We start from the raw sequence: 26,761 nt of genomic DNA, 5'->3' as shown, positions 1-26,761 counted from the left end.
AGGCTGATGCTGACACGCGAGATTATCGATACTGTACAGGTGCCCGGCGGAGCGGAGCTGCAACTGGTCACGCATGGGCGCGATTTCATCATCGTGCTGGACCGTAACGAGCTGATGAGCACCCGGATGCAATATTCGGAAGAACAACTGGCGGTGATGACGCTGGACCGGCTGACGACAGACAATGCCAATGTGCTGATCGGCGGCTACGGAATGGGGTTCACCCTGCGCGCCGCCCTGGCACGGCTGGGCGACAAGGCGCGCGTTACAGTGGCAGAACTGGTGCCCGAAATTATCACCTGGGCGCGCGGGCCGATGTCCGCAATTACTGCCGGATGTCTGGACGACCCGCGCGTGCTGCTGGAACTTGACGATGTGGCCGAAGTGATCGGCGATGCCGCCGACTTGGGCACGCAATATGAGGCGATATTGCTCGACGTGGACAATGGCCCCGACGGACTGGTGCACGGTGATAACAACCGGATTTATTCCAAGACCGGGCTGGGCAAGGCGCGCGATGCGCTGCATCCGGACGGCATTCTGGCGATCTGGTCAGCCGGGCCCGATCCTCAATTCGTGCGGCGGCTTGGCAATGCCGGCTTCGAAGTCGAGGAAGTGGAAGTCCGCGCACGGCCCAATAACAAGGGGCCGCGCCACTGGATCTGGTTCGCCCGGCGCCGGCGTTAGGATTTGACCCGCGTCGCGCCAAGGAAGTCGCGTTTGCCCAGTGTGACGCCCCTCATCCGCAGAATGTCATACGCGGTTGCAGCGTGGAAGAAGAAATTCGGATTGCTGAAACTTAGCAGGAAATCCTGCACCGTGTATTCCTGACGGAACGTATCGCCGAAGGCGAACACCATGTCATTGCCCGCGATATCCTCCAGCTCGTCCACCGATGTGCTGCCCAGCACCCCGCGCGCTTTATCCAGCAATGCCTTGAGCTCTGCAAATGTACCGGGGGGCGGTTCCATCTCCGGGCGATATTCGCCGGCGCGAACCGCCTCGATTGCAAAGCCGGAATGGCCCCACACGCTTTTTACCTGATAGGCGAAGGGCAGCATGTTGCCGATCAATCTGGCCTGCACCATCTCGCTCTCGTCCAGCCCGTTGTCACCGGCGAACGCCGAAGCCTGGTCGATCAGTCGATCCACGCTATCGATAATCTGCAGCCAGCTCGGGATCACGGCTTGGTGAAGTGTCAGCGCCATCTGTTTGTCCTTCGGATTCGGTTTGGCGGGACCTTAGCCGCCAGAAAAAAGAGCGCCAGACCCATTCGGGTGCGGCGCTCCTTGATAATCGGAAATCGGCGGGTTCAGCGCACGCGCGGGCCGCCAAAGGGCAGCGGGGGCGGCGGCCGCCGCTGACCGCGCGGCAATTGCGCCTGATAGGCCCGGCCGCAATGTTCCACGCAATAGGGGAAGCCGGGGTTCACGGTCACGCCGCAGAAATGGAAGTCGGGTTCGCCGGGATGCCCCATCGGCCAGCGGCAGACGCGGTCGTTAAGTTCCAGCAGGCTGGTTTTTTCGGCAATATCGGGGCTGGGCTTGGCCGGTACCAGACGCCGCGGCGGCGCGGGCGGGATCGGCGGTTGCTGGTCGCCCGGGCCCTGCCGCAAAAAGCCGCCAGGGCCAACGGACACGATCTTGGGTGAATTCTGGGTCGGGTTCGGAACCGGCTGGATCGGCGTGCCCGGCGGCGGCGGCGGCGGTTTGGCCGCTGCTGCACGTTCTGCCGCGGTCGGGTTCGACTTGGGTTTGATGACCGGCCGCGAATGCACCTTGGGAGCAGCCTTCTTGGCGGCAGACTTCGGCGGCGGCGTCCTGGCCGCATCTTTCTTTTTCTTTTCGCTCGCCTTCACGGGCGATGGGCGCGATTTCAGGTCAAGACGGTGCGCCTTGCCGATGACTGCGTTACGGCTAACACCGCCCAGTTCTTCTGCGATCTGGCTGGCAGTGCTGCCGCCTTCCCACATTTTCTTCAGCGTCGCGATGCGATCGTCAGTCCAGCTCATTTGCGCTCCAGAATTATCAACTTCTCAGCCCCGCACCAGATTCCCTCGATCGCGGGGTAGAATCGGTCCGTCTTGCTTGTCAGGACAAGCTGATGGCCCTACTCGCGGTCGCATGGTCGATCAAGCTCAGAACACGGTACAGGCAGACGCTCCCATTGCCGAAAACGCTGCCCATGACACGTCGGGCTTCTCACCACGCGGGAAACCCGTGCTGCGCGGTATAAACCGCCTCGGGGTTTGGACCCTTTATATTAAGGAGTGTCGCCGGTTTCTCAAGGTCCAGACGCAGACAATCTGGGCGCCGGCCGTCACGACCCTGCTGTTTCTGGTGATTTTTACCGTCGCGATGGGGCGCGAAGGGCGCGAAGTGCTGGGCGTGCCGTTCGCGACGTTCGTGGCGCCGGGCCTGATCGTGATGGGGATGATGCAGAACGCCTTTGCCAATTCCAGCTTCAGCCTGCTGGTCGGTAAAATACAGGGTACGATTATCGATTATCTGATGCCGCCATTGTCCGAAGGCGAACTGATGGTCGGTATCGTGGCCGCAGCCGTTACGCGCGCATTGGCAGTGGGTGTGGCCGTGGCGCTGGCGATGTCGCTGTGGCCGGGCGTGTCGCTGTCGGCAGAACATCCCTGGGCGATAGTCTGGTTTGGCCTCAATGGTGCGATCATGCTCGCGCTGCTCGGGCTGCTGACATCGCTGTGGGCTGAAAAATTCGATCACAATGCGGCGATCAGCAATTTCGTGATCGCGCCACTGTCGCTGTTGTCGGGGACTTTTTATATCATCGACAATCTTGCCCCCGCATTCCAGATGATCAGCCGCCTGAATCCGTTTTTCTATGTAATTTCCGGCTTCCGCTTCGGTTTTCTGGGGCAAAGCGATATCGGCAGCACCAATGCAGCAGTCGCGTTCGCCGCGCTGGGGCTGGCGCTGTTCAATCTCGTGCTAGGGCTGGGAACGTACCGATTGCTGAAATCCGGCTGGAAACTGAAAAGCTAGCCTCCAGCAGGCGGCCAATATTCAACCCGGCATTTAATGCGTAAGGCGCTGGCGCATCCGGTAGCGGCCTTCGGAAAATTCGGTAAACAATTCCTCGACCTGCGGATGGTCCACAGGGCCGCCATCACTGTCGGACAAAAGGTTCTGCTGGCTGACGTAAGCGACGTAGGACGATTCGTCATTTTCCGCCAGCAAGTGATAATAGGGCTGTTCACGGTCGGGCCGGATGTCTTGCGGGATGGATTCCCACCATTCCTCGCTATTGGCGAACACCGGATCGACATCGAACACGACGCCGCGGAAATCGAACATTTTATGGCGCACGACATCGCCGATCGCAAAACGCGCATTGGCGTTCAGCGGTGCGTCGATCCGGCGCCCTGCGTTGGGCGAAAAGAAGCTGGCACGGTCCATAATGGTCACGATATAAGATTGTGCAGGTGCGAAACAAGGCGTTCGTGCGACGCTTCCCCCGATTTCGCACCCGTTAAGGCTTGGCAAGGCGAGGGGCTTGGGCTAGGCGGCGCGCGTTCAAGACCAACGATAGCCGCTTCTGCGGCAATTGTGCTTCGCGGAGAGATGCCGGAGTGGTCGAACGGGGTAGTCTCGAAAACTACTGTGCGGGCAACCGTACCCAGGGTTCGAATCCCTGTCTCTCCGCCACGCAGCCCGCCATCTGCTTTCGCCTTGCCTCTGGGTGTACGAAGCGCATCGTGGAGAAAGGCGCCGTCCACCCGTTCAATTACCGACGACAAAGCTGCACGCGGTCGTGGCGCTGCCGCCGACATTGAAAGTCGCGACGTTCCGCGCACCTTCTATCTGATAGTCACCGGCATTGCCGGTCACCTGCCGCCAGCTGTCAAGCATCATGCGCACTCCGGTAGCGCCCACGGGATGGCCGGTTCCGATCAATCCGCCCGAAGCATTGACGGGCAATTTGCCGCCCAGCGCAATCGTGCCGTCCTCAATCGCGCGCCAGCTCTGCCCGGCAGGAGTGACCCCGAAATGGTCGATCGCCATATATTCGGTGATCGAAAAGCAATCGTGCACCTCGATCCCGTCGCAGCCATAGATATCGGGCATCCCCGCGCGGCCCAGGGCATCCATCATCGCCTTGCGGACGAAGGGAAAGACATAGGGCTGGCCCTGGCTGTCATTGATCTTGCGCTGGTACATCAGCGGCGCGGTGGTGTGGCCCCAACCCTTGATCCGGGGGACGCAATCGAGCGCGATGCCGCGCCGCTTGGCCCAGGCCTCGGCAACCGGGCGCGAGGCCAGGAACACAGCTGCCGCGCCGTCTGTGACCTGTCCGCAGTCCGACTTGCGCAGGCGGCCCTCGATACGGGGATTGAATTCGTCGTTCTCACCCAGTTGATCGGGGCCAATCTTCCAGCCGCGCGTCTGCGAATTGGGATTGCGTTTGCCATTGGCAAAGTTGCTTTGAGAAATCGCCTTGAGATAGGCGCGGTCCAGCCCGTGACGCTGTTCGTACTCCTCTTCGACCTTTGCAAACATCCATGGCCACAGGTAGCGCGCATCGACCGCTTCCTGCCCGACCCATGCCGCAGCGCCGAGATGTTCGGCGGCGGTTTGGCCGGGTACATTACGCATGAGTTCGATGCCCAGCACCATTGCCAATCCGTAGCGGCCCGCTTCGATCTCGGCAGATGCCGCAAGGATTGCAATCGAGCCCGATGCACAAGCTGCCTCGTGGCGCGAGGCCGGGATCCCGGCAAGATCGGGATGGACGTGGCCAAAGAACCCGCCCATCTGTCCCTGGCCGGTGAACAGTTCGCCAACAAAATTTCCGACATGAGCAGTTTCAACCTCGCGCGGTTCGATGCCGGTTGCTGCAAAGGCGGCTTCGGCAACCTCGCGGAAGAGGTCGAACATGCCATTGCCTTCGCGTTCCATATTGCGAGCGAAATCACTTTGAGCGCCGCCCAGAACGAATATTTCTCCAGTCATTTCAGGCTTGTCCTTCCTGCAAGGCCATCGCCCGCTCGCGCACCTGGTCGCGCATGACCTTGTTGGTCACATTTCGAGGCAATTCCGCAAACCGGAACAGGCGTTCGGGATATTTAAACTTGGCCAGACCCTGTTGTTGCAGGAATTCCGAGATCTCCGGCAATCCGACCTCGCGATCTTCGCGCGGGACATAAGCCAACCCGATCCGTTCACCCATTACCGGATCGGGCAGGGAGAATGCACAGGCTTCCGTCAGATCGGGATGCCCGCCCAGCAGCTGATCGATTTCCTCGGGCGCAATATTCATGCCGCCTCGAATGATGAGATCCTTGCACCGCCCGACAAAGCGGTAGAAACGCCCTTCTCCGCCAATCTCGAACAGATCCCCGGTCCTGAAATATCCGTCTCGTGTAAAGGCTTCGGCGGTTCGGTCCGGTGCTTCGAAATACCCCTCGAACACGGTCGGGCCCTTGATCTGCAGTTCGCCCGCAACACCTTCGGTGCAGATTTCACTATCCCCGCCGGCGGGCACCAGACGGGTCTGCAGAATGGCACGCGGTTCGCCGCCAAAATAGGGGACGAGCGGCATCTCGCGCGGGAAATAACTGGCGCGCTCCACCGGATCGGGCACAATATCGGGACCGGTGGCCAGCGACATGCCTTCATTCGATCCGAACACGTTCACCACATTGATGCCGAACCGGTCCTGAAAACCCTTGACCATTGCCGGCGACAGAGGTGCGGATCCCGAGGCGATAGACCTCAGGCTGGAAAGGTCGGTCTGGGCCAACAGCGCTTCGTTCTGGAGCAGCATGTTGAGGATTGCCGGCGGCGCGATTGTAAAATGCGGCCGTTCCTCGGCAATCTGGCGCAGATAGACTTGCGGGTCGAACGGATGATGTAACACCATGGTGCCCGCCAGCCGCAGCCAGCTCATCGTGATACCGCCGATGCTTGCCATGTTGATCAGCGGGAACGGGTTTAACAAAACGTCGCCCGCTTCAAGCTGGCCGACTTGATATGTCGCAGGGGCAATCCCGACCCAGTGATTGTGACTGCGCGGTACGCCCTTGGGTGCACCCGTGGTCCCCGACGTCCAGCAAATCGTAAAGATATCGTCCGCACCGGCAGGATGGAGCACGCGATGGTCGGCAAGCGCCTGCGGATTGCCGGCCGCTGTGGTCAGGTCCAGCGCATTGTCAACCGGATCGGGACCAAAGGTCATCAAACGGCAATTGCTGTTCAACAATCCGCTGGCAGTTGCGACATGATCGCTGCCCCTGAAACGGGTGCCGCAAATGAAAGCCGCGGGCTTGACCAGCCGCATCATCCCGGCGAGTTCGTGGCTGCGATATTGCACCGCCACCGGGCTGACGGCCGCACCGATCGTGGCAGCTGCAAAATAAAGGCTGACAAACTCGCTGATATTGGGGAGCTGGATCATGATAACATCGCCATGACCGATTCCGCCATCGATCAATGCCCCGGCCAGCCGTTCCACTTCGCTGCGCAACTGCGTATAGGTCAGGCGCTGCTGCCCGCCGAAGGAAAAATCGGACCGGTTCGGCGCATCGACCAAAGCCACGCGGTCCCCATGTGCGTCGGCATTCGCGAAAAAAAGGTCGGCTAGGGTCTTGTCTCCCCACCAGCCTTGTTCCCGATAAAGCGTCCTTTTATCCTCGGGCGCGCAATGCATCTCAGGCTGCCAGAATGTTGTTCTGCGGCATCCCGATATCATCGCCATTGGCCCAGGTTGAATGTGTGCCGGCGCAGATTCTCTCGGGCAGGATAATGCGGCAGACAGGGCCGGCCCCGATGTCGCGTGCATCAAGGATGATGCATTCCGAACAGTCGCTGTTCACATCGGAAATATAGGAAATGATGTAGCCGTCATCCTCCTGTGTCGCGCCAATTCGCGGGACGAACGGGCTTTCGCTGGCATAGCGTCCTTCGGGCAGTTCGTATGACCAGCTCTCGCCCGTCTCGAGATCGTGCTTCACCACGCCTTTGAACAGGAACCAGTAGGGTTCGGGAATGGCGCTATAGACATAGCGGTATTTCCGCCCGGCAAATTTCTGGTTGATCATGCCGAATTCGAGAATCCGGTTGTCGAGCCGCTGTTCGGTGGTTTCTCCGGTCCGCATGTTGAATCGCCAGCGGTGCAGCTTGGGCTTCATCAGCCCTTGCGAAAGATAGGCCATCATCCGCTCCAGCCCTTCGGGTGCATCGGGATAGGACTTTGGCTGCGGCTCTTCCTGGAAATAGCCGTCGAGCACGATTTCATCGCCTTCTTCATAGGCATTGGTCCAATGCAGCGTGTAAGTGGGCTCGGCTTCGAACCAGCGGATATCGCCGGGCTGGCCATAACGCGGAATGATCGCAAAGCGGGTTTTCATATCAGGGTGGAATTCGACCGCGTGGACGTTGCGTTTCAAGAGTTCTTCGTTCCAGAACAAGGGCATGTCGTTGAGGATCGAATAATTGCTGGTGAAGCACATATCATGCGGCAGGCGCGGCCCGGGCAGCGGGATCGGGACATAATGCTTGAGCCTGTTGTCCGGTCCGACAACGCCATAATGCATATAGGGCGCGTGTTTGGAATAATTGAAAAACAGCAGCTCGCCGGTGGCCTGGTCGGTTTTGGCATGCGCCGATATACCATCGAGCGGGACCCAGCCTTCGGTGCCGAATTGTTCCATCGTATAGGGATCGAGCCGGTATCCCTCACCGCTTTGGTAAAAGGTCGAAAGGATCTTGCCTGCATGGACGACGACGTCGGTCGAGGAGCTGTCCTTCAGCCATTCCTGTGCACCCCAGCCCGGGCGGGTCGATTTTTGCGGCGGTTCCATCAGCCCGGCCCATAGCGAACGTCCGGCCTCTTTCTCCGCTTCGAAACCCTTGGTCCGCACGAACCGGCTGCGATAGCTCGCCCTGCCGTTTTTGAAGCTGATCGAATGGATGAAGCCGTCGCCATCAAAAGGGTGATAGCGTCCGATCGGCTCGTGGATCTGGTTTTCCCCGGTGCGGACATAGACCCCGTCGATATCCTTGGGGATCTGGCCGATCACCTCGACATCGCCATCCTTGTAGGACGCATTCCATTCATTGTGCGTCGGACGCCACGCGCCCTTCATATAGGGGTGATCATTGGGCTGGATGGTTGACCGGATTGTTTCGATCAGTTCAACAGGCATTGACTTGCTCCTCCACCCGAAATGGCGGCTTCGCAGCCGCATTTCGGTATTCATTGCACAGGCGCTGGACGATTGCACCGATGGGTTCGACAGCGGTAACTGCACCGACTCCCTGACCCGCCGACCAGACATTTTTCCATGCTTTCGCATCGTCTTGCGCATTTTCAAAATCGGGCTGCTTGTCTTCGGGCATATTGGACGGGTCATGCCCGGCCGCAATCAGGCTGTGCTTCAGCCAGTTCGCGGTGATCCCGGTGATGCCTTTGGACGGGACGATATCTTCGGCCCCGGCATTTACGACCATCCGTTTGTACCCCGCGTCGGCCATGCTTTCCTCGCAGGCAATGAGCGAAGTTCCAAGATAGGCGAGATCCGCCCCCAGCACTTCGGCAGCGCGAATGGCATGACCGGTGGAAATGGCGCCGCCCAGCACGATCGGCCCGTCCCAGAATTGCCGAACTTCCTCGACAAACGCAAAGCCGCTCGTGGTGCCGGTGTGCCCCCCGGCTCCCGAAGCAACAAGCACCAGGCCATCGACACCCGCGCCCGCCGCCTTGCGCGCAAAGCCCACTGAATTGACATCGGCAAATACCAGCCCGCCATAATCATGAACCTGATCGAGGACGCGCGTCGGGCTGCCAAGCGCCGTAATGACCAGCGGGGCGCGGTGCCGCACTACCAGACGCAGGTCTTCCGCGAGGCGATCGTTCGACGGATGCACGACCAGATTGGCGGCCCATGCCGCAGCACCGGGATCATTTTCCAGAGCCGCGGTGATCTGTTCGAGCCATTGGTCCAGAATTTCCGGTGTGCGCGCATTGGGCGTAGGGAACGAACCGATCATGCCCGCCCGCGATGCGGCAATCACCATTTCCGGCCCCGAGACAAGAAACATCGGCGCTGCAATCGCCGGGATCCGAAGGTTCCGCGCGAGCGAGGACGTCAGCTTGCTCACGGCGATATCCTGATCGACCTGCGCGAAAAAGATGGTTGTGCATTCATACTGACTTGTATAAGCATACTCATGGCGCAGGTGCAATAGCGATGCGGCTCGGTCTGCTGGCGGGCACCTGCGGGGGTAGGGGAGACGATCGATGAAAACTGCTATCACACTACTTTTGGCGGGGACCGCACTGGCAACCCCGGGCTATGCGAATGCGCAATCCCAAAATCCGGAATCATCAGGGAATTCAGCCCAACCGGAAGCCGGGGAAACCGGCGGGCTGGTTGAAATCGTGGTCACTGCACAGAAGCGGGCAGAAGGCCTGTCGGATGTTCCAATCTCGATCACTGCCGTCAGTGGTGAAACGCTGGAATCCTACGGACAGACCAATCTAGAGTCGGTTTCCTCCTCGATCCCCAACTTGAAAATTACGCAGACCGCGATTGCCAACCGGATCGCGATCCGCGGGATTGCATCGGGCGATAACAAGGGCTTCGAACAATCCGTCGCGATGTTTGTCGATGGTGTCTATTATGGACGCGACCAGCTCAGCCGCATGCCGCTGGTCGATATTGAACGTATCGAGGTGCTGCGCGGTCCGCAGCCAACGCTGTTTGGCAAGAACGCCATTGCCGGTGCCGTCAATGTCGTCAGTCGCCGCCCGACGAGCGATCTGGAGGGATCAGTCAGCGCAAGCTATGAGTTCGAGCATAATGAAGCGCGCGTCACCGGGGTGCTTTCAGGGCCGGTCACCGACAATATCGGCGCCCGTATAGTCGGCTATTACCGCGACATGGATGGCTATTTCTTCAACACACGGCAGAACCGCAATGAACCGGATCTGCGCGAAACCTTTGTTCGCGGTATCCTGGAATTCGAGGGCGAAAGCGCGCTCTCGGCCGACCTCAAGATCGAGTACGCCGATTTCAAGACGAAGGGGCAGCCGCGTGAAGCGTTTGGCCCGGTCGGCAGCTACAGTGCCGTTTTTGCAGGGCCGCTGTTCGTCGAAACCGATGAAGATTATGTGCGTGCCGATGGCGGCTATCTGAGCCGGAACAAGATTTTCAACAGCGTGCTCAACGCCAATCTCGAATTGGGTGAACACACCCTCACTTCGGTAACCGGATATCTCGACTACAGCGTCGATGAGACGATCGACGTCGATTTCACAAATCTGCCTTTGCTCGACGGAACAACTCAATCGGAGGATTATCGCCAGTTCTCGCAAGAGTTGCGGATTGCATCGCCAGGGGACCAGCCCTTCAACTACATCGCGGGTGTCTATTACCAGAACACCAAGCTGGCGGTGACCGATCATGTACAGTTCAACCCGTTCTTTTTCGGCTCGCCCTTCCGCGCGCTGGGGGACACCGCAAACGATCGCACCTATTCGCAAAGTTCGGACCTGATTTCAGTGTTCGCTCAGGGGGAATTTTCCATTACCGATGCCTTGCGCGTCACGGTGGGCGCACGTTTGAACCACGAAAGCAAACAAGGCAGTCGTGCATTGGCGGTCAATCGGGGGCCACTCAGCCTCGCGGCAGTTCCCGCGATCCTTGATCCGGTGGTTATCGGCACGTTCCGGGCCTTGAATATCGAAGCGCATTCGATCGCGGACAAGCTGAGCGAAGATTCGTTCAATCCCATGGCGAACATCCAATATGATATTACCGGCGATCTGATGTTCTATGCATCCTTCGCAAGGGGGTCGAAGGCCGGCGGGTTTGACATTCGCGGCAACTCGCTCCCCAGTTCGACCACGGTCGCTACGCCGGGTGCATTCACTTTCGAGGATGAGAGGGCCGACAGTTTCGAAGCGGGCCTGAAGTACAAGGCCCGGACGCTTGCCATCAACATTTCGGCATACCGCACCAAGTACAGCGATCTGCAGACCAATGTATTCGACGGCGTACTCAGCTTCAACGTCCGCAACGCATCGGGAGCAAAGACGCAAGGTGTCGAGGCAGATTTGCGCTGGGCGCTGGACGACCATTTTACCCTGAGCGGGGCCATCGCCTATCTCGATTTCGAATTCACCGATTTCCCGCTTGGGCAATGCTTTTTCCAGCAGGTGCCCGATAACGGCGGTTTCTGCAGCTATACCGGCAAGCGAAACACGCTCACCCCCGAATGGTCGGGCAATCTCAATGGTGATTTCAGCCACGAAATTGGCGGAAACATCAAGTTCGGGGCAAACCTCAACGCGGACTTCTCAAGCAGTTACATCGCAGCCGCAAATCTTGATCCCCGTACAAGGCAAAGTGGCTATGTCAAAATGGGTGCAAGGGTTTCGCTTGGCCATGTCGATGACAATTGGACCATTGCGCTGGTCGGACGCAATCTGACCAATGAACGGATCATGCAGACCGCGGGTGCATTGCCGCTGGCAACGACTTTCACTCGCGGAACGGGCATAGCGTATAACGCGATCTACGATCGGCCGCGCAACATTGCCCTCCAATTAGACTTCAGGTTCTAACCGGTGAAGGCTCACCTGCTGGGCCTGGCGGGCCTGATGACCTCGGGCCTGATAACCTCGGGCGTGCTGTTGGCCTGCGTCCCGGCGCAGGCGCAGCAGGGTGCGACCAGCGCGGATGAAACCGATCCGGCGATGCTGGACTGGATGGATGGTTCGCCGCCGCCGAAAGACAAATTGGTTCGGCACGGTGACGGGAGCTACTATACCTTTCCGCGCACGCGGTGGGCATTTTCCAACATGCGGTCGCTGTTTCCGACCATCAATCTGTGGCGCGGCGAAGCACCGGCGAGCGTGTTGCCCGTCAAGCTGCGCGACGATCTTGCAGCCGTGACCTTCCTGCCTCTTGGCAGCGACAATGCCGCCAACAATAATGGCGCTGTCAATAATACGATGCGGTGGGATGAGGCCTTGCAGGCCAGCTATGCCGATGCGGTTGTTGTGCTGCATCGCGGCGCAATCGTCTATGAGCGCTATTCCGGGGTTACCGCGCGGCACACACCGCACATGTCGTTCTCGATGACCAAATCCTATTACGGCACGCTGGCTGCGATGCTTGTGGCCGAGGGTGCGCTCGATGAGGATCAGGTGATCGGGCACTATATTCCCGAATTGGCGGACAGCGGTTTTGGCGATGCCACGGTGCGCCAGGTGCTCGACATGACAACTTCGATCCAATATTCGGAAGACTATACCGATCCCGCCGCTGACGTTTTCGCTTTTGCCCTGGCAGGCGAGATATTTCCGCGCCCGCAGGGATATCAGGGGCCCGACGGCTTCTATGCCTATCTGCCAACCCTGAACAAGCTGGGCCGGCACGGCACCCGGTTCGCCTACAAATCGGTTAATACCGAAGTGCTGGGCTGGTTGATCGGGAGAGTGACGGGAAGGAACCCGGTCGAAGTTCTGCAACAGCGGATCTGGGGCAAATTAGGCGCCGAAGAGGATGCTTACATTCTGGTCGATGGTCATGGAACCGGCTGGGCGGCAGGGGGTATGAACGCCACCGCACGTGATCACGCCCGGTTCGGCGAAATGATGCGCATGGGCGGCCGGTTCAACCGGCAGCAGATCGTTCCGGAAGCTGTGGTGGACAGAATCTCTCGCGGGGGAAGCACATCGGATTTCGCCGGGGCCGGCTACACGACCTTGCCCGGATGGAGCTACCGTGACCAATGGTGGGTGGATCATGGCAGCGGTGTATTTGCTGCCCGCGGTGTGCATGGCCAAACGATCTATATTGATTCTGCATCCGAAATGGTGATTGTGCGCCTGGCTTCGCATCCCATGGCTGCCAACGCCAATATCGACCCGGTCAGCCTTCCCGCTTACCGCGCAATCGCCCACAGATTGCAGCACGACCAGCATACTGAATGAGGATTGGTGCCAGCGCGTGAAGATGGAAACAATCAGAGCTTGTTCGATCTGGCGGGCCCTCGAAGTTATCGGCGATGTACCGGTTTTGCTGGTTCTGGAGCAGAGTTTCCTGGGAACAAGCAGTTTCGAGGCCATTGTCGAAAAAACCGGCCTGCCTCGCTCTGTGGTCAGTGACCGGCTAAAGAAGCTGGTGGCCGAAGATTGCCTGGGGAAAAATGTTGCAAGGGCCAGCAGGCGCGCCAAATACCAGCTGACCGAAAAGGGCAGGGACCTGTTTCCGATCGCACTGGCGATGCTGTTCTGGCAGCACCGCTGGGAAACGGGCAAGCGCAAGTTCATAGTGCGAATCCATCATTCCCGCTGCGGCCGATCGATCGAGCCCAGGCCGGCCTGCGATCATTGTGCCGAGGAAATCAAGGCGCATGAGGTTGACTGGAAACCAGGCCCGGGACTGGCGCAGGTTGCCCCCGACTACAGCAGGCGGCGGCGTCCTTCCAAGAGCATTACCGCGAGACGCGAAGGTGGTGCACTGGTTGATACATTGATCGGCATCTTTGGCGATCGCTGGTCAACGCTGATCGTGCGCGCCATGTTTACCGGCATTCACAGGTTCGATCAGATCCAGCAGGACACATTGATGGCCAGTAATATCCTGTCCGGAAGAATTGACGAACTGATCGAAAGCGGAATCCTGTGCGCCACGCTTTATAATGACCATCCTCCGCGCCACGAGTACCGGCTGACCGGAAAAGGGCGCGATCTCTACCCCGTCATTCTGGGGATGTTGCAGTGGGGGGACAAATATTATGCTGCCGAACAGGGTCCGCCGCTGCTTCTCCAGCATAGAATCTGCGACAAGCCGCTTACGATGGTGATGGCCTGCAGCGTTTGCGCGGAAGAACTGCGAGCGGGGGAACTCGATTTCAGCATCGAAGCGATTACCGGAGCCGACATCGAAGCCAATGCGGCCGGAACAAACACCGCAAAGCGGAAAGCCTGAAGCAGCATCACCCGGAACAGGATGACCGGACCGCAGGTCTGATTGGCAATCCCATTGGTTGATGTGTTTCTAGGAGTCGCCCGAGCCAGCGCTGGGATGCGCCCGGAGTACGGCTGTTTGATTTTCAGAATAGACTTAACCAAAAACGTTTTTATTTCAGCATTCGGATCGAGGTCCGGCATTTAGAAAGCGAATGACCAAGGGTGCTGCGCGAGACATATCGCGATGTTATAGTGTTGTGTTAGTTTGCACTCGGTGTAGCAGTAGTGTAAACTCGTTGCCTTAAGATACTTCCTAGTTAAGGGATTGGGCGTCCTTGCTTGGTGTCCGTTAGTACCTTTTCGCATTGACAGGAGGGACTGGCGGCTGATGAGCGAGATTTTCGTTTCTTACAAGCGTGAGAACCGGCCGGTGGTGGAGCATCTGGTTTGCGGCTTGAAGAACCACGGACTGAACGTCTGGTGGGATGCCGAGATCGAGGGCGGCTCGCGCTGGCGGCAGGAAATTCTCGACAAACTGGAAATGGCCGCTGTCGTCATCGTCGTCTGGAGCAAGGAATCCGCCGGGCAGCTTGGCGAATTTGTCCAGGACGAGGCGGCACACGCGAAGGCGCGCGGAACCTATCTGCCTGTATCGATCGACGGGACCGATCCACCGCTCGGTTTCCGCCAGGTGCAAGTCCTTCCCCTCATCGATTGGCAAGGCGGTGAGGACGAGAACCAGTTCAAAGCCTTGCTGCGGGCCTTGCGAGCCAGGTTCGAACCGCGCGCGAAAACAGTCCGAAGCGCTGAGCCAGACCCCGTGCCGCATAAACCGTTCATGTTTTCCGACCATTCCGACAGACCATCGATCGCGGTGCTGCCATTCCGGCATCCTCCGAATGACGCCGATCAGGCTTATTTCGCAGAAGGCATGGCTGAAGATATTATCGCCGGCCTGTCGCGCTCGCGCCTGCTACGCGTCACATCGCGTCAGTCGTCACTTTCATACGATGCGGAAACCGTCTCCACCGCGCAGGCCTGCGCCGATCTATCGGTGCGTTATCTCGTGAGGGGCCAGATACGCCGGATGGGCAGCAAGGCACGGGTTCGCGCCGACCTTATCGACGGAGATACGGACGAGGTTGTGTGGTCCGGCCACCAAGACAGGCCGATCGACGAAATCTTCGAATTACAGGATTCGATTACCAACGGTATCGTTGGCACGATTGAACCGGCGCTGCTCGATCTGGAGCAGAACCGGGCCGCGCGCGGATCGCAGGATTTGCGCCACTGGGACCTTTTTATCAGAGGGCGCTATCATTACTGGCGCGCCACTTTCGAACATTTCCGCAAGGCCGAAGAGATTCTGCTCAAGGCACTCAAGCTTGACCCGCATGATGCGCCGACACTGGTGCTGCTCGCCCTTTCGCAGCTGGGCGACATCTGGGGTGGTCGAACCAAAAATTTCGTGGAGACTGTCAAGCGGGCGAACGATTACGCCACCCGCGCTGTTGCCGCCGATCCGCGAGATGCAACGACGCATTATGCGCTGGGTATCGTGCTGTCTCTCATGGGACGGTTCGACCAGGGAATGGCCGAACAACGGCGCTCGCTGGACCTCAATCAGGGCAATGCACAGGCGCTGGGCGAGCTTGGCCGCCTGCTTGCTTTCCGCGGCGACCCGGACGAAGCGCTGGAAGTTAACGCCGAGGCACTCAGCCTGAGCCCCAATGACCCGCACGACTGGTTATGGCTGCGCTCCATGTCGGTCGCGGCCTTGCGCGCAGGGCGTCCCGAGGAAGCGCTCAGGCATGCGCGGGACGCTCTGACGCGGCGGCCCGATTTCTTTTTCCTCCACCTGCAATTGGCGGCATGCAGCCAGCGGGCCGGGGATAATGCCTCCGCGCGCGCAGCTTGCGCCAGAGGCGTCGAGTTGAATGACAAATACTCGCTGGCGGCACTGGAATGGGGTCATCCGTATAGCGAGAGAGATGATCTTGAGGATTTTGTAGGGGCGCTGCGCGAAGCTGGCTGGACCGGCTGAAATTCGAAGAACAGGGAGAAGGCGAATGGCGAATTCAGACCAACCGATCAAGGTTGCAATTCTAGGCGGAGGCATGGGCGCGCTTGCCACCGCCTTCGAATTATCGTCGCAGCCACAATATGAAGTCACCATCCACACGCTCGGCTGGCGTCTGGGCGGTAAATGTGCGTCGTCGCGCGGACCCAACGACCGGATCGAGGAACACGGGATTCACGGCTTTCTGGGAAGCTACTACAACGCTTGCCCCATGCTCGGTAAGGTCTTTGCGGAACTCGCGCGCGAGCCGGGCACGCCGATCGCCACATTCGAGGAGGCGTTGGTAGGGCTGGATGCGCTGCAGATGTACAGTTATCCCGATGGTGTGCCATCGGTGTTCGCGGCACATTTCCCGCCCGACAGGAAATTTCCCAATCCGGCCGACCCCGTAGCTATCATATCGATCGAACAACTGGTTGCACGGGTGCTTGCCTTCTTCGACCGCGCCCATGCCGCCGCGCCGCCGCATCATCACACCAACTGGCTGCGCGATCATTTCGAAGCTGCTGCGCTTGCAATGGAGCGGGCGGCGCTGAGCGAAGAACAGGCGCTGGGCAAAGCCTTGCTGCCGGTTTTGGAGAAGGGCTATCGAAAGCTGCGTTCCCTGGTTTTTCCGCTGATCGAAAGCGATGACGAGGCGATGGAGATATTCACCATCGTGGATTGGGCATTCGCTTTGCTGACCGGAGTGCTGTCCGATGACATACCCGCCAAGGGCTTCGATTTTCTCGACGACGAACTATGGTCGGACTGGCTTCTTCGGCATGGCGCAAAGCAGGTTACCGTCGATTCGCCCATGGCGCTCAACACGATCAATCTCGCCTATCAATATCCCGGTGGCGACACTTCAAAGTCGGCAAACATGGCCGCAGGTGCTTATGTGCATTGGTCGCTGCGCGGATTGGCGTTTTGCGGCCACGCGATTTACGCTTTCGCGGCCGGCACCGGTGAGACAGTGATCGCACCGTTTTACGAAGTTTTGCGCAATCGCGGCGTCAAATTCGAATTCTTCTCCAAAGTCACGTCGCTCAATCTCAACGGTGACGGTACCCAGATCGCGTCGGTCGATATCGATCTGCAAGCTACGCTCGCCAATGGTGTGACCGAATATTCCCCCCTGATGGACCCGGCGCCGCAAAACCTGCCGTCATGGCCACCGGAGCCAAATTACGGCCAGCTCGCGCAGGGCGCGCAGATGAAGGCGGCTCAAGTCGATCTGGAATCGTGGTGGACCCCGTGGGAGCGGGTCGGCACGCGAACGCTGGTGGCGGGCGAAGATTACGACCAGCTGGTATTTGCGCTTTCAATCGGAGCAGTTCCTTACGTATGCGAGCAAATCGTCGCAAAATCCGGTGACTGGACGGACATGATAAACGCCATAAAACCGGTCCAGACACAGGCATTCCAGATGTGGCTGTCAAAAAGCATGTTCGACCTTGGGTGGTCGGTCCCGCTTGAGGGCGAAAACACTTCGCTGGCGGACACCTATCTCAAGCCCTTCGACGGCCATTGCGAATTGCGGCACATCATGAAATGGGAAGACTGGCCAGCCGACAACACGCCGAAATCATTGTGGTATTTCTGTGACGAGATGCCCGAGCTGGAAACACCGGTGCCGCCGTTCAGCGATCACGAATATCCGGCGCGGATGAAAGCGAAGGTGGCGCAATCGGCCATCGATTATCTGAACCGAGCCATCGGCCCGCTGATGCCCCTGGCAATCAACAAGGCAACCCACGGCGAGGGTGCCCCGGAAGCTCTCGACTACAGCCTGCTCGTGGATACACGCGAAGTACCCGGCGTGGGCGAGCAGCGTTTTGCCAGCCAGTTCTGGCGCGCAAATATCGATCCGACCGAACGCTATGTTCCAACCCCGGCGGGCAGCACCAAATATCGCCTGGCCCCCTGGCAGACGGGCTTTACAAATCTGACTATCGCAGGCGATTGGACCTACACCGGGCTCAATGTCGGTAGTGTTGAATGTGCCGTGATGAGCGGGAGGCTTGCCTCGCACGCCATTTCGCAGAAACCCGCGCTGGACGAGATCTGGGGCTACCCGCTCAACGGGCGGCCCTCGCCGCATCCCCTGCATCCTGCGCAACCCTCGCAAGCCGCAAATCAGGGCGCGCAGCCATCGTCAGCAACACCAGGGGCGGGGTGATGGTGAATGGACCGGGCCCGACAGACCTGCGCCCGAGGCTAATTCTCCGTTTCGGAATAACGGGACACAGGCCGCCCCGGCTGGACACCGCGCATTACGAGGCGATCCGGACCGAGTGCAGCCGGATCTTCGCAGCTGCGAAGGAGCAGGTGCACGAAATTCACAGCCAGAACACGGCGGTTTTTTCCGCAGAGGAACCGCTGATCGAGCTCGTCACTCCGCTGGCGGCAGGCGCGGATACCATCGGATCGGAGGCAGCGGTTGCCAATGGCATCCCGCTCGCTGTCGTCCTGCCCATGAATGAGGACGAGTATAAAACCGGTTTTACGAAAGGCGAATGGACGGCTGCGCAATGTCTTCTGCAGGGCGCCCAATCCAACCTGCGGCTTGATGCCCCCGGTATTTCGCAGGACGAGGCGTTCGAAATCGTCGGGCAGTTGGTCATCGCCCAGTCCGATATCCTGATTGCCATATGGGACGGTGATGAAGCGCGTGGCCGCGGCGGCACGCCCGCAGTCATTGCGGAGGCTGTAGCCGAGCATATGCCGGTCATCCATATTCGCCCGTCGGGAGCACAGCCGCCTCAACTCATCTGGAGCGGAGTGGAGGATGTTGTCCCTGACCGCCCATCGCTGGGCGGAACTGGACGGACTGATGCCATGAACGCGTTGTCTTCGCTGATCGAAGCGCTGGTTTCGCCGCCACAGGCCGGCTTAGAAGCCAAGGGACTGGCGGCATTCCTCAACGAACACCGATCTGTACGAAGCCGCGGTTTTTCCTGGCCACTGCTGCTCGTTGCTGCCGGGGTAAAACGACTTGCCAACACGCGCTTCCGCGGCCCGACGACCGAAGAATGTTCAGCGAATATGGAACCCCTGCTCGCCGCGACCAAGGGGCGCGGCAAGTTCGGGGCATTCATGTCCGGCCCGTTCCTGCGACGGTTTGCAATCGCGGATGCCGATGCAGACAGGTTTGCGCTTCGTTTCCGCAGCAGCTTCATCCGGAATTTCGTGCTGGCTGCGCTCGCGGTGTTCCTTGCGCTGTTCGGCCTGCTTTGGCCTGCAGGGAAAACGTTTCTGATCGCTGCGGAGCTCGCAGTGATTTTCACCATCATCGTAAACACCCATCAGGCCAACCAGCGAGGGTGGCATCAGGCATGGCTGGATCACCGGCACCTTGCCGAAAGGCTTCGCCTGCTTGTGCTGCCTGCCATGCTTGGCAAACTGTCGCTGCGCGATGCCGAGGACGGGACGCGAATGCCGGGCTGGATTAGCTGGTATAGCAGGGCCAGCGCACGCGAAATGGGGTTGGCCGAGGGAACCTGCGACCGGAAATACATGGAGCGTGTCCGGGAGGCCGCGATAGAATTGCTCGACGAGCAAATCCAGTACCATAGGCGCACGCACCGCGCCATGAAGGCGGCGGATCATCGGTTACACCTGATCGGCGACGGGCTATTCGCCTTGACGATTATTGCCTGCCTTGTCTGGCTGGGCCTGAAAGCGGTCAGCGGAAATCCTGGAAGTATCGCAGGGGTCGGGATTACCGAAATGGTCACATTCGCGACCGCATTACTTCCGGCGCTTGCCGCTTCGCTCTATGGTATTCGCATGCAAGGCGATTTCGCCGTCACAGCGGATCGGTCCGATGCGTTTGACAGGCGGTTGGGCCAGTTGAAAATTGCCATCGAGCGCGAGCCGCTCGGCTATACAAGGCTATCGCAGAGATTGCATCGTTTGGGAGAAATAATGCTATCCGACGTTCAGCAATGGAAATCGAGTTATCAAACGAGGCCCCTCAGCCTGCCAGGCTGAACCGGCAAACATTTGTGTGCCTCAACGGCCCGGCCGGGTGTCTCGCAGATGCCAGAATTTTTCCATGTAGAGATACGTCATCGACGCGGTCCATCCCACCATCACCAGCCCGTTGAGCGCCTCGATACCGCTCAGCAATCGCAGATCGCCGGTGGGGAACAGATCGCCGATGCCCAGCGTCGTATAGCTGGTGATCGAAAAATAGAAGGCGTCGCTGAAATCGTGACCTGCGGGTCCGTCGATCGATCCCACGCCGGCCAGGTTTTCCAGCCAGAGAAACGCAAATGCGTAGATCGATACATGAACCAGGTGCGAAATCATGGCTGCAACCAGAATTACGATGATCCGCCAGCGCGGAGGAATCTTGATGTGTGCGACCCGCTGCGAAGTAAAGCGAAGCACCTCGTAATGAACCGCAATAGTCAATGCCACCAATACCAACGCAGCGATAATCGTGATCACTTGCTCGATCTCCAAAATTTCAGCCACCGACCGATAACCGAATAGTGAAATACTGGCGAGAAAAGTTTGATGCCCGCTATCAGGACAAGTCGGCTGATCCGGTATAGGCTTCCGGACTCATGATCCGCCCGAAGAACAGCACCGCGCCGGTTTCAAGATCGCGCAATGCGAAAAGGAATGGTCGGTCCACGCGAAAATCCTCGCCTTCGAACGGCGGCGGCACACTAATCGGCCTTGGGACCATAACCGTTACCGCTGCGGCGCGTGTGCCGGTTTCGAATACTTCCAGCTTGGCCATCTGGAACGCGTCGTCGATAAATAGCCGTGGCCCGCCCGGTTCGATCATCGCTGTCAGATCGGCGCGGTCTCGATCAAAAGGAAGTGACAGGCCTACGGCAGACAATGGCGGTATCAGATCGCGCCGCATTGATGCTTGGAAGCGAGGGATGATCGGCCTGACGGGTTTTTTCCCGGCAGCGCCGAGGGCTTCCCCCAACGCACTTATCTGCGCGGGCGATATTACTGGCAGGGTTGAAAGTCGCTGTTCGGGCAACATCAGATCAAGCGCGTATCGTTGTTCACCATACGGCAGACGCACACCCTTCCATCCCCCACTTCGGGCAGTGGCGTAGTACCCTTCCCGGCTCATCATTTTGAACGGCCGTACTTCCCCGTCGCCAAACAGGAATTTGCTGGCCTCGATCTTGGTGAAGCGGTCAGACCAGGCGCCTTCGAAGAAGGTTGCGTTAATCAGATATGCAGCAGCATCCCGTTTGATTGCGGCAGGTTCGGTTACTTGCGCGATCAGGCCTTCGGTGGCGCGATCTGCCCAGCGGTTCATGGCGGCGGCAGCGTCTGCGGGGCGATCGTCAAAATCGACCGTCATGGTTTCTGCCGCGTAAAGCGATAGTGCGCCTTGTGTATAGGCAGCACGGAAGTTGAAATCGTCGGAGAGGAAAAGGGCATTGCTGATTTTTACGCGCACGCGCGATCCCGCCATGGGCATCAGCTGCTCGCGCTGGGCCGCCAGACTACGGTCGGCTGCATCGCCGGGACCAGTGTCAAGAAATGCTTCAATCTGGCGGGCGGTTTGCCCTTGCGCCCCCAGATGAACCAGTCCGAGCGCTTGCGCGGTGCTGATGGGGGAGTACACGATATTTTCGTCAGTCGCCGCGCCATCCGCAAGCTGCGGCCATAAACCCAGGGGATCGCCGGCGTCATATGCATATAGGGATGATGCCACGGGCGCCGGCTCTGCCGGAATTTCACTTGCGTTCTGAGAACAGGCAGCTGTCGCAAGTCCAAACAATCCAATGATCGAATATCTCATAACCATACTACGCATCAGGCGCGTACTGGTTGCCATCGATGGCTCAGCGCCCTTGCTTGATACGTTTGCCTAGCTGGTAATTATAAAGCGAGGGAATGTTCGTAAGTTCCTTGCCTAACATTTCGGCATAAGGCTCGGGACGGAAATCGAGTTGGATCTTGCGGTTACCATGCAGGCCTACAACCCGTGCGTCCGGGCCTTCTGATCCGGCGAGCAAAACAAGCGGGCTATCGGGCGCAACATTGCCTTCAGCTATCACCTTGAGGTTCCAGGTTGTGTTGTATCGGCCATGGCCCGGGTTCCAATAGCCCGCGCCGCCAGCCTTGAAGAGATCATACATGGGCTTGCCATCGGCGCTGGACTGGTCTGCGACGACATGGACTGTCAGGCCGTCATAAAGGTTCTGATGGTTGGCACCGGCATGTTGATCAAGAGTTGGCTGGTGCCATGCGACCGAGTCCTTGTAGACTGATTTGGTTGCCTGCGTGTTGAAACTGAAAGTATGCTCGGTCGGGTTGAAAACGGTCAGCCCATCGACCAGCAAATTGTGCACATTGCCAACATGGACGGCGTAATGCGCCTTGTGCTTGCCATCGGTCACAACGTTGGCAATTGTCACGTTGGCGGCATCGTCGGTCAGGATACCAGCATCGGATTCGCTGATCCTGACATTCCGGATCCAGCCGTTGTGAACGCCAGTGAAGTACACGCCGTTGAAGCCGGCTTCGTTATGATGCCCGAAATACGGGTTTTCCGGGAATGTGAGAGCAAGATCCTGAATACCGACATCGGTCAGGTGATCCCAGCGGGCAAGATATGCAGGTAGCTCTGCATTGATATCATGCAGCAGTGGATCGGCAATGGTGACGGTATTACCGTCGATTGCTTCGATGCGGGTTGCCTGACGCACCAGCGGGCGGTCCGGTTTTTCCCAGTGGCGGCTACCGACTTGCAGATCAGTCTCGCCGTATAATGATTTAATCAGCGCGCCCCCCGGACCTTGCCGGTTGTGCCAATTGATCTGCATCACATCGCCGACTTTCAACTTGTCGGGTTGCGAAACGATCAGTCTTTGTTCGAACTGGCTGCCGGCAGTGATCTGGCTGACAGTCTCGATTGGCCGGTCATAACTTTCTTTGTATGTCGCGTGGCGGCCCCCTGGATAACGCACCCAGATAAAGCCTGCACTCCAGCTATATTCAGAAAACAGAACGTCGAGATTGGCGTCCGGCTGACGCTCGTACTTGTCGTTTTCCTTCAGATATTCACGTATCTCGGTGAGTGCACCGTCATCGTCAATCTGGTTGAGCGGACGAGGCATGAAAATCTGTGTGCCGTTATCGCCCGATCCTATACCCGACAGGACGATCCCGCTTTTCTCGATCCACAATATCTCGGTCAAGATGTAGCGGCCTTGCCGCAGCTGGACGCGAACGGGCCCATCCAGTTCATGCGCTGCAGCAAGCGCTGCAATCAGCGCCGCGCTATCATCTTTGCCATCATCGGGTATCGCACCGTAATCGGCGACTTCAAGGACATGATCGACGTGCGGAATGGGCTCCGTGCCAAACCCGTAGCCGGCATAGGAAAAGTCGGGGAGAGGATGTTGGTTCGCAACGGCTTCATCGGCAACAATGCGCGGCATTTCTTGCGCAACAACTGCGGTGTGTGTCCCCAAAAGCACAGCTGTCATGCAGCCCAAGGCCATAAAATCAATACGCAAAAATGCCATTCTGCTCACCCTCGCACATTCTTTTCAACTTTTTCACAGTGGGTATTGACCTTCAATGGCACCGGTGTCAATTATTAAGGTAACCGGTGTCAATAAGCCGGCCGTATAGTAAAAATGTGCGGAATCTAGGGAGAGAACCATGACTTCATTTGCTGATCGTTCGGCATCAAAATCTGACATGCGCTTTGCAAAAATGCGCTACGCATTGCTGGCATCGACAATTTCGCTCGGCCTGCCCGGTGTCGCGCTCGCGCAGGATACAGTGCAGGATCGCGGTGCTTCGGTAGAGACGCAAAGCGATGGCGATGTCATCGTCGTTACCGGTATTCGTGGTTCGCTCGCCAGTTCTTTGAATGAAAAGCGCAGTGCCGACAGCCTCGTCGAAATCATTCAGGCGGAAGACATCGGTAAGCTGCCCGATCAAAACCTGGCCGAAGTTCTGGAGAACATCCCAGGCGTTCAAATCACCCGGCGTGCCGGTGTCGGGTCCGGAGTTCAAATTCGCGGCACCAACGATAACCGTACCGAAATCAACGGCGTCGGGACCGTGGGTTCGGGCACGGGCCGCGGCGGGATCAATTTTGAAGATGTCAATGCTGCCATCATCTCATCGCTGGAAGTGACCAAATCGCCAACCGCCAAAACCATCGAAGGGTCTGTAGGCGGTACTATCAACCTGCGGACAATCCGTCCGCTTAATCTGACCGATCCGCTGATCGTCGCGCGTGTCCAAGGTGAATACAGCGAACTGTCCGGCTCCTATTCGCCGCGTGTCGCGCTCAGTCTAGGCAATGTCTGGCCGCTCGGCGGAGGTGAGTTGGGCGTCGTGTTGTCCGGTAGTTATACCGAGCAGGAAGCAACGTCATTCCGTCCGCGCGTCGATCGCGATACGCTTGTCAGGCAGGGTGCCGGGGTCGATTCCGCAGGCAACCCCGGCCCGGCCTTCGACTATATCGGAATTCAGTTTCTCAATCAGGAGCAGGAGAATTTCGAGTACGAAACGATCAACTTCGCCGGTACACTTGAGTGGGCACCGTCTGAAAATGTGCGGATCTATTTCGATACGATCTACAATGATCAGACGCGTGCGCAAGACAGCTATCGCATCCAGGCGTCGGGCGTCAGCTCTGTTCTTTTCAACAATGTTCCCGACACATTCGAGACCATCGATTACGGCTCGCTCGGCGGCGTAGAGCTTGGCAGCATCCAAGCCGCGCTGACCGGTGTTATCGAACCAAATCTTGCTACAGATGATGACGATCCGAATTTGCGTTTTTCAAGCGATACAGGTGCGCGTCTCACGAAGAGCGAAGTGTATATCCTTGGCACCGAGTTCGAGACAGGACGTTTGTCCACGCGGGTCGAACTTTCGCGAACGGTCGCCAACACAGTGAACCCCAACCTGAGCACTACGCTCAACTTCATCAACCCCAATGCACCGCTTGACCGGCTGGATGCCAATGGCAATCCGACGAGAAACACAAGCAACGATAATGCCGTGCCTTTCCGGTACGACCTTACAGGCGGTTCGCTGACATTCGGCATCAACTTCGATTCGCCATTTGCGCCAACTGAGGCGCAACTGCTAGATCCCAATAATGTGGTTCTGGATGCGGTGACGATCGGGCGGAACACGGTCGAGAACTCCGAAAATGCCGGACGGGTGGATTTCTCACTTGATGTGGAAGACATTGCCGGTTTCATCACTTCGTTTGATGCAGGTTATCGTTATGCGAAGCGTTCCAGCACATTCAACGATATCGGCACGAACCGCGGGTTCAGCCTGCTGTTTGATAGTCCGAACGGCTCGCAATTCTCTGACCTCCTTGTTGCGGGGCCGAGCAATTTTGCTGACGCTGATGGAAGAGGCTTGGCGTTCCGTAACTTCTTGCTGATTGATCCCGATCGGGCGTTCAACGATCCCGAAGGCACTTTTGCCGCTATTCAGGCGGCCTTCGCACAAACACCCAACGGGGTTGTAATAGGCGAGCCATCAAATGCGGCAGATGCGTTCTTCGATATTGGCGAGACGACGCACGCTGTTTATGGCCAAGCCAACTTTGAATTCGGTCCCGTACGCGGTAATCTTGGCGCGCGGTGGGTAAGCACGGAAATCCAGTCGGTAGGTAATACCGTATTCCCTGACGGAACGATCGATTCCGTAGTGAGTCGCGGTATTTATCAGGAATTTCTCCCGCGTTTCAATGTGGCCGTCGATCTGAGCGATGATCTGGTCTTACGCGGTAGCTGGAGCGAAGATCTCAACCGGCCTGACTTCAATGCGCTGTCTTCGTCGGTATCTTTCGGCACCAGCTCGACTGCGCCGGTAAGAGTAGGCAATCCGAACCTCGCGCCGGAAACGGTAACGTCGTTTGATGCTTCGCTGTCTTGGTATTTCGCCCCGGCAGCGGTGTTGAGCGTCGGTGCTTTCTACAAGGAACGGACGAATATTTTCGTCACAACGCTTAATGAGGCAGAGGTCACTCCCGGTGGCTCAAGTGGTTTGAAAGACATCACACCGCCATGCGAAGGTGGTGGTATTTTCAACCCGATCGCCGATCAGGGCGTTTTTGTTACGGGGGTGTCCGAGCAGGGTATCTGTGTCGATCTCCTTACGCAAACCAATGATAGCGCAACCACCAAGCAAAAGGGTATCGAAGTCGCGTTCCAGTATGATCTCTCGAGCTTCGAGGATACGCTGGGCTTCGCATCCGGCTTTGGCTTGATTGCGAACTACACGTATCAGGAGTTCAGCGGCGGCGAAGGTCTCCAGACATCTTCCGCTCGCGGTACGGATATCCTTGAATCGAGCAGCGGTCTGACCGGACCTTTCTTCGCACCACAGGGCCTGCTCGACTTCTCGAAGAACGCGTATAACGTGACGTTGTTCTATGAAAAGTACGGTTTGTCGGCGCGCGCGCGCTACACCTGGCGTGATGCATTCCGCACGCTGGATACAGCAGGTGGCGCATCGATTGGTAGTACCCTTGGCTTCTCCACGGTCACTTCACCGCGCGGCCAGCTGAACGCCAGCGTTACCTATGACGTCACAGATAACATCAATGTAGGCATCGAAGGCGTGAACCTGCTGAAGAACGACATTCAGCAATTCTGTGTGAATGACGGAGCGCAATTCTGCTTCCAGGGGCTGCCGGATCGCCGGATCACTCTTGGAGCGACCGTCAGGTTCTGATGAGACTGGGATCGGCGAGGTAAGTATGGAGGCACC

19 protein-coding genes and 1 tRNA gene are annotated in these 26,761 nt (G+C 58.3%); 10 read left to right on the top strand and 10 right to left on the bottom strand.

All coding sequences use genetic code 11. The annotated features are described in order from the left end of the window. The first annotated feature begins 6 nt into the window (after positions 1-6). Positions 7-687, top strand: coding sequence for a spermidine synthase family protein (locus WFP06_RS10425; protein WP_336987103.1), 681 nt, complete (start codon positions 7-9; stop codon positions 685-687). Here WFP06_RS10425 and WFP06_RS10420 read toward each other — a convergent pair. Beyond that, positions 684-1,208, bottom strand: a complete 525-nt coding sequence (locus tag WFP06_RS10420) for a DUF1993 domain-containing protein (RefSeq protein WP_336987102.1) — start codon at positions 1,206-1,208, stop codon at positions 684-686. The genes WFP06_RS10425 and WFP06_RS10420 overlap by 4 nt on opposite strands. Positions 1,209-1,312: 104 nt before the next feature. Further along, the gene (locus tag WFP06_RS10415) at positions 1,313-2,011 is read right to left on the bottom strand and encodes a GcrA family cell cycle regulator (protein WP_336987101.1); all 699 of its coding nucleotides are present in this window, start codon (positions 2,009-2,011) and stop codon (positions 1,313-1,315) included. 112 nt (positions 2,012-2,123) lie between these two features. Between WFP06_RS10415 and WFP06_RS10410 the strand changes: the two genes are divergently transcribed. Then, the gene (locus tag WFP06_RS10410; RefSeq protein ID WP_336987100.1) at positions 2,124-3,014 is read left to right on the top strand and encodes an ABC transporter permease; all 891 of its coding nucleotides are present in this window, start codon (positions 2,124-2,126) and stop codon (positions 3,012-3,014) included. Positions 3,015-3,047: 33 nt separating this feature from the next. Here WFP06_RS10410 and hspQ read toward each other — a convergent pair whose 3' ends face one another. Next, entirely contained in the window at positions 3,048-3,428 is a 381-nt protein-coding gene (gene hspQ / locus WFP06_RS10405) for a heat shock protein HspQ (protein WP_336987679.1), read from the bottom strand. 159 nt (positions 3,429-3,587) lie between these two features. Between hspQ and WFP06_RS10400 the strand changes: the two genes are divergently transcribed. Beyond that, a tRNA-Ser gene (locus WFP06_RS10400) sits at positions 3,588-3,677 on the top strand. Between the two features lie 75 nt (positions 3,678-3,752). Here WFP06_RS10400 and WFP06_RS10395 read toward each other — a convergent pair. The 4 genes from WFP06_RS10395 to WFP06_RS10380 are packed head-to-tail and all read right to left on the bottom strand — an operon-like array spanning position 3,753 to position 9,131. Next, complete coding sequence (locus WFP06_RS10395) at positions 3,753-4,982, bottom strand: acetyl-CoA acetyltransferase (RefSeq protein ID WP_336987099.1); 1,230 nt, start codon at positions 4,980-4,982, stop codon at positions 3,753-3,755. A gap of 1 nt (position 4,983) precedes the next feature. Beyond that, a complete protein-coding gene (locus WFP06_RS10390; RefSeq protein WP_336987098.1) occupies positions 4,984-6,678 on the bottom strand; it encodes a class I adenylate-forming enzyme family protein in 1,695 nt (564 codons plus the stop codon). A 1-nt stretch (position 6,679) separates the two neighbouring features. Continuing rightward, entirely contained in the window at positions 6,680-8,176 is a 1,497-nt protein-coding gene (locus WFP06_RS10385) for a carotenoid oxygenase family protein (protein ID WP_336987097.1), read from the bottom strand. Beyond that, entirely contained in the window at positions 8,166-9,131 is a 966-nt protein-coding gene (locus WFP06_RS10380; RefSeq protein ID WP_336987096.1) for an NAD(P)H-dependent flavin oxidoreductase, read from the bottom strand. The genes WFP06_RS10385 and WFP06_RS10380 overlap by 11 nt, the downstream gene beginning before the upstream one ends. 139 nt (positions 9,132-9,270) lie before the next feature. Here WFP06_RS10380 and WFP06_RS10375 point away from each other — a divergent pair, with 139 nt between their 5' ends. From WFP06_RS10375 to WFP06_RS10350, 6 genes are all read left to right on the top strand, one after another. After that, positions 9,271-11,598: a TonB-dependent receptor gene (locus WFP06_RS10375; protein WP_336987095.1), complete on the top strand. Its 2,328-nt coding sequence runs from the start codon at positions 9,271-9,273 to the stop codon at positions 11,596-11,598. A 3-nt stretch (positions 11,599-11,601) separates the two neighbouring features. Further along, positions 11,602-12,972: a serine hydrolase domain-containing protein gene (locus WFP06_RS10370; RefSeq protein ID WP_336987094.1), complete on the top strand. Its 1,371-nt coding sequence runs from the start codon at positions 11,602-11,604 to the stop codon at positions 12,970-12,972. A gap of 22 nt (positions 12,973-12,994) precedes the next feature. Next, positions 12,995-13,972: a winged helix-turn-helix transcriptional regulator gene (locus WFP06_RS10365; protein ID WP_336987093.1), complete on the top strand. Its 978-nt coding sequence runs from the start codon at positions 12,995-12,997 to the stop codon at positions 13,970-13,972. A gap of 369 nt (positions 13,973-14,341) precedes the next feature. Continuing rightward, positions 14,342-15,997, top strand: a complete 1,656-nt coding sequence (locus WFP06_RS10360) for a TIR domain-containing protein (RefSeq protein WP_336987092.1) — start codon at positions 14,342-14,344, stop codon at positions 15,995-15,997. A 25-nt stretch (positions 15,998-16,022) separates the two neighbouring features. After that, entirely contained in the window at positions 16,023-18,194 is a 2,172-nt protein-coding gene (locus WFP06_RS10355; protein ID WP_336987091.1) for an NAD(P)-binding protein, read from the top strand. Further along, on the top strand, positions 18,194-20,008 hold the full coding sequence (locus WFP06_RS10350; protein WP_336987090.1) for a hypothetical protein: 1,815 nt from the start codon (positions 18,194-18,196) through the stop codon (positions 20,006-20,008). Before WFP06_RS10355 ends, WFP06_RS10350 begins: the two co-directional genes overlap by 1 nt. Before the next feature lie 21 nt (positions 20,009-20,029). Here WFP06_RS10350 and WFP06_RS10345 read toward each other — a convergent pair whose 3' ends face one another. The 3 genes from WFP06_RS10345 to WFP06_RS10335 all read right to left on the bottom strand — a co-directional run bounded on the left by WFP06_RS10345 (position 20,030) and on the right by WFP06_RS10335 (position 23,493). Then, positions 20,030-20,497: a potassium channel family protein gene (locus tag WFP06_RS10345; RefSeq protein ID WP_336987089.1), complete on the bottom strand. Its 468-nt coding sequence runs from the start codon at positions 20,495-20,497 to the stop codon at positions 20,030-20,032. Between the two features lie 52 nt (positions 20,498-20,549). After that, on the bottom strand, positions 20,550-21,713 hold the full coding sequence (locus tag WFP06_RS10340; RefSeq protein ID WP_336987088.1) for a serpin family protein: 1,164 nt from the start codon (positions 21,711-21,713) through the stop codon (positions 20,550-20,552). A 130-nt stretch (positions 21,714-21,843) separates the two neighbouring features. After that, complete coding sequence (locus WFP06_RS10335) at positions 21,844-23,493, bottom strand: right-handed parallel beta-helix repeat-containing protein (protein WP_336987087.1); 1,650 nt, start codon at positions 23,491-23,493, stop codon at positions 21,844-21,846. 178 nt (positions 23,494-23,671) lie between these two features. Between WFP06_RS10335 and WFP06_RS10330 the strand changes: the two genes are divergently transcribed. After that, positions 23,672-26,725 carry a TonB-dependent receptor gene (locus WFP06_RS10330; protein WP_336987086.1) on the top strand — a complete coding sequence of 1,018 codons (3,054 nt, stop codon included), beginning with the start codon at positions 23,672-23,674 and terminating at the stop codon, positions 26,723-26,725. The last annotated feature ends 36 nt before the right edge of the window (positions 26,726-26,761 follow it).

It is taken from the genome of Altererythrobacter aquiaggeris (assembly GCF_037154015.1).
Lineage (GTDB): Bacteria > Pseudomonadota > Alphaproteobacteria > Sphingomonadales > Sphingomonadaceae > Aestuarierythrobacter > Aestuarierythrobacter aquiaggeris.
This window is presented reverse-complemented; position numbering and strand designations above follow the sequence as displayed.

Excerpts from the sequence above, each read along its gene's own strand:
- WFP06_RS10425 (WP_336987103.1), top strand. The coding sequence starts at position 7 with ATGCTGACACGCGAGATTATCGATACTGTACAGGTGCCCGGCGGAGCG.
- WFP06_RS10420 (WP_336987102.1), bottom strand. The coding sequence starts at position 1,208 with ATGGCGCTGACACTTCACCAAGCCGTGATCCCGAGCTGGCTGCAGATT.
- WFP06_RS10415 (WP_336987101.1), bottom strand. The coding sequence starts at position 2,011 with ATGAGCTGGACTGACGATCGCATCGCGACGCTGAAGAAAATGTGGGAA.
- WFP06_RS10410 (WP_336987100.1), top strand. The coding sequence starts at position 2,124 with ATGGTCGATCAAGCTCAGAACACGGTACAGGCAGACGCTCCCATTGCC.
- hspQ (WP_336987679.1), bottom strand. The coding sequence starts at position 3,428 with ATGGACCGTGCCAGCTTCTTTTCGCCCAACGCAGGGCGCCGGATCGAC.
- WFP06_RS10395 (WP_336987099.1), bottom strand. The coding sequence starts at position 4,982 with ATGACTGGAGAAATATTCGTTCTGGGCGGCGCTCAAAGTGATTTCGCT.
- WFP06_RS10390 (WP_336987098.1), bottom strand. The coding sequence starts at position 6,678 with ATGCATTGCGCGCCCGAGGATAAAAGGACGCTTTATCGGGAACAAGGC.
- WFP06_RS10385 (WP_336987097.1), bottom strand. The coding sequence starts at position 8,176 with ATGCCTGTTGAACTGATCGAAACAATCCGGTCAACCATCCAGCCCAAT.
- WFP06_RS10375 (WP_336987095.1), top strand. The coding sequence starts at position 9,271 with ATGAAAACTGCTATCACACTACTTTTGGCGGGGACCGCACTGGCAACC.
- WFP06_RS10365 (WP_336987093.1), top strand. The coding sequence starts at position 12,995 with ATGGAAACAATCAGAGCTTGTTCGATCTGGCGGGCCCTCGAAGTTATC.
- WFP06_RS10360 (WP_336987092.1), top strand. The coding sequence starts at position 14,342 with ATGAGCGAGATTTTCGTTTCTTACAAGCGTGAGAACCGGCCGGTGGTG.
- WFP06_RS10355 (WP_336987091.1), top strand. The coding sequence starts at position 16,023 with ATGGCGAATTCAGACCAACCGATCAAGGTTGCAATTCTAGGCGGAGGC.
- WFP06_RS10350 (WP_336987090.1), top strand. The coding sequence starts at position 18,194 with ATGGTGAATGGACCGGGCCCGACAGACCTGCGCCCGAGGCTAATTCTC.
- WFP06_RS10335 (WP_336987087.1), bottom strand. The coding sequence starts at position 23,493 with ATGACAGCTGTGCTTTTGGGGACACACACCGCAGTTGTTGCGCAAGAA.
- WFP06_RS10330 (WP_336987086.1), top strand. The coding sequence starts at position 23,672 with ATGACTTCATTTGCTGATCGTTCGGCATCAAAATCTGACATGCGCTTT.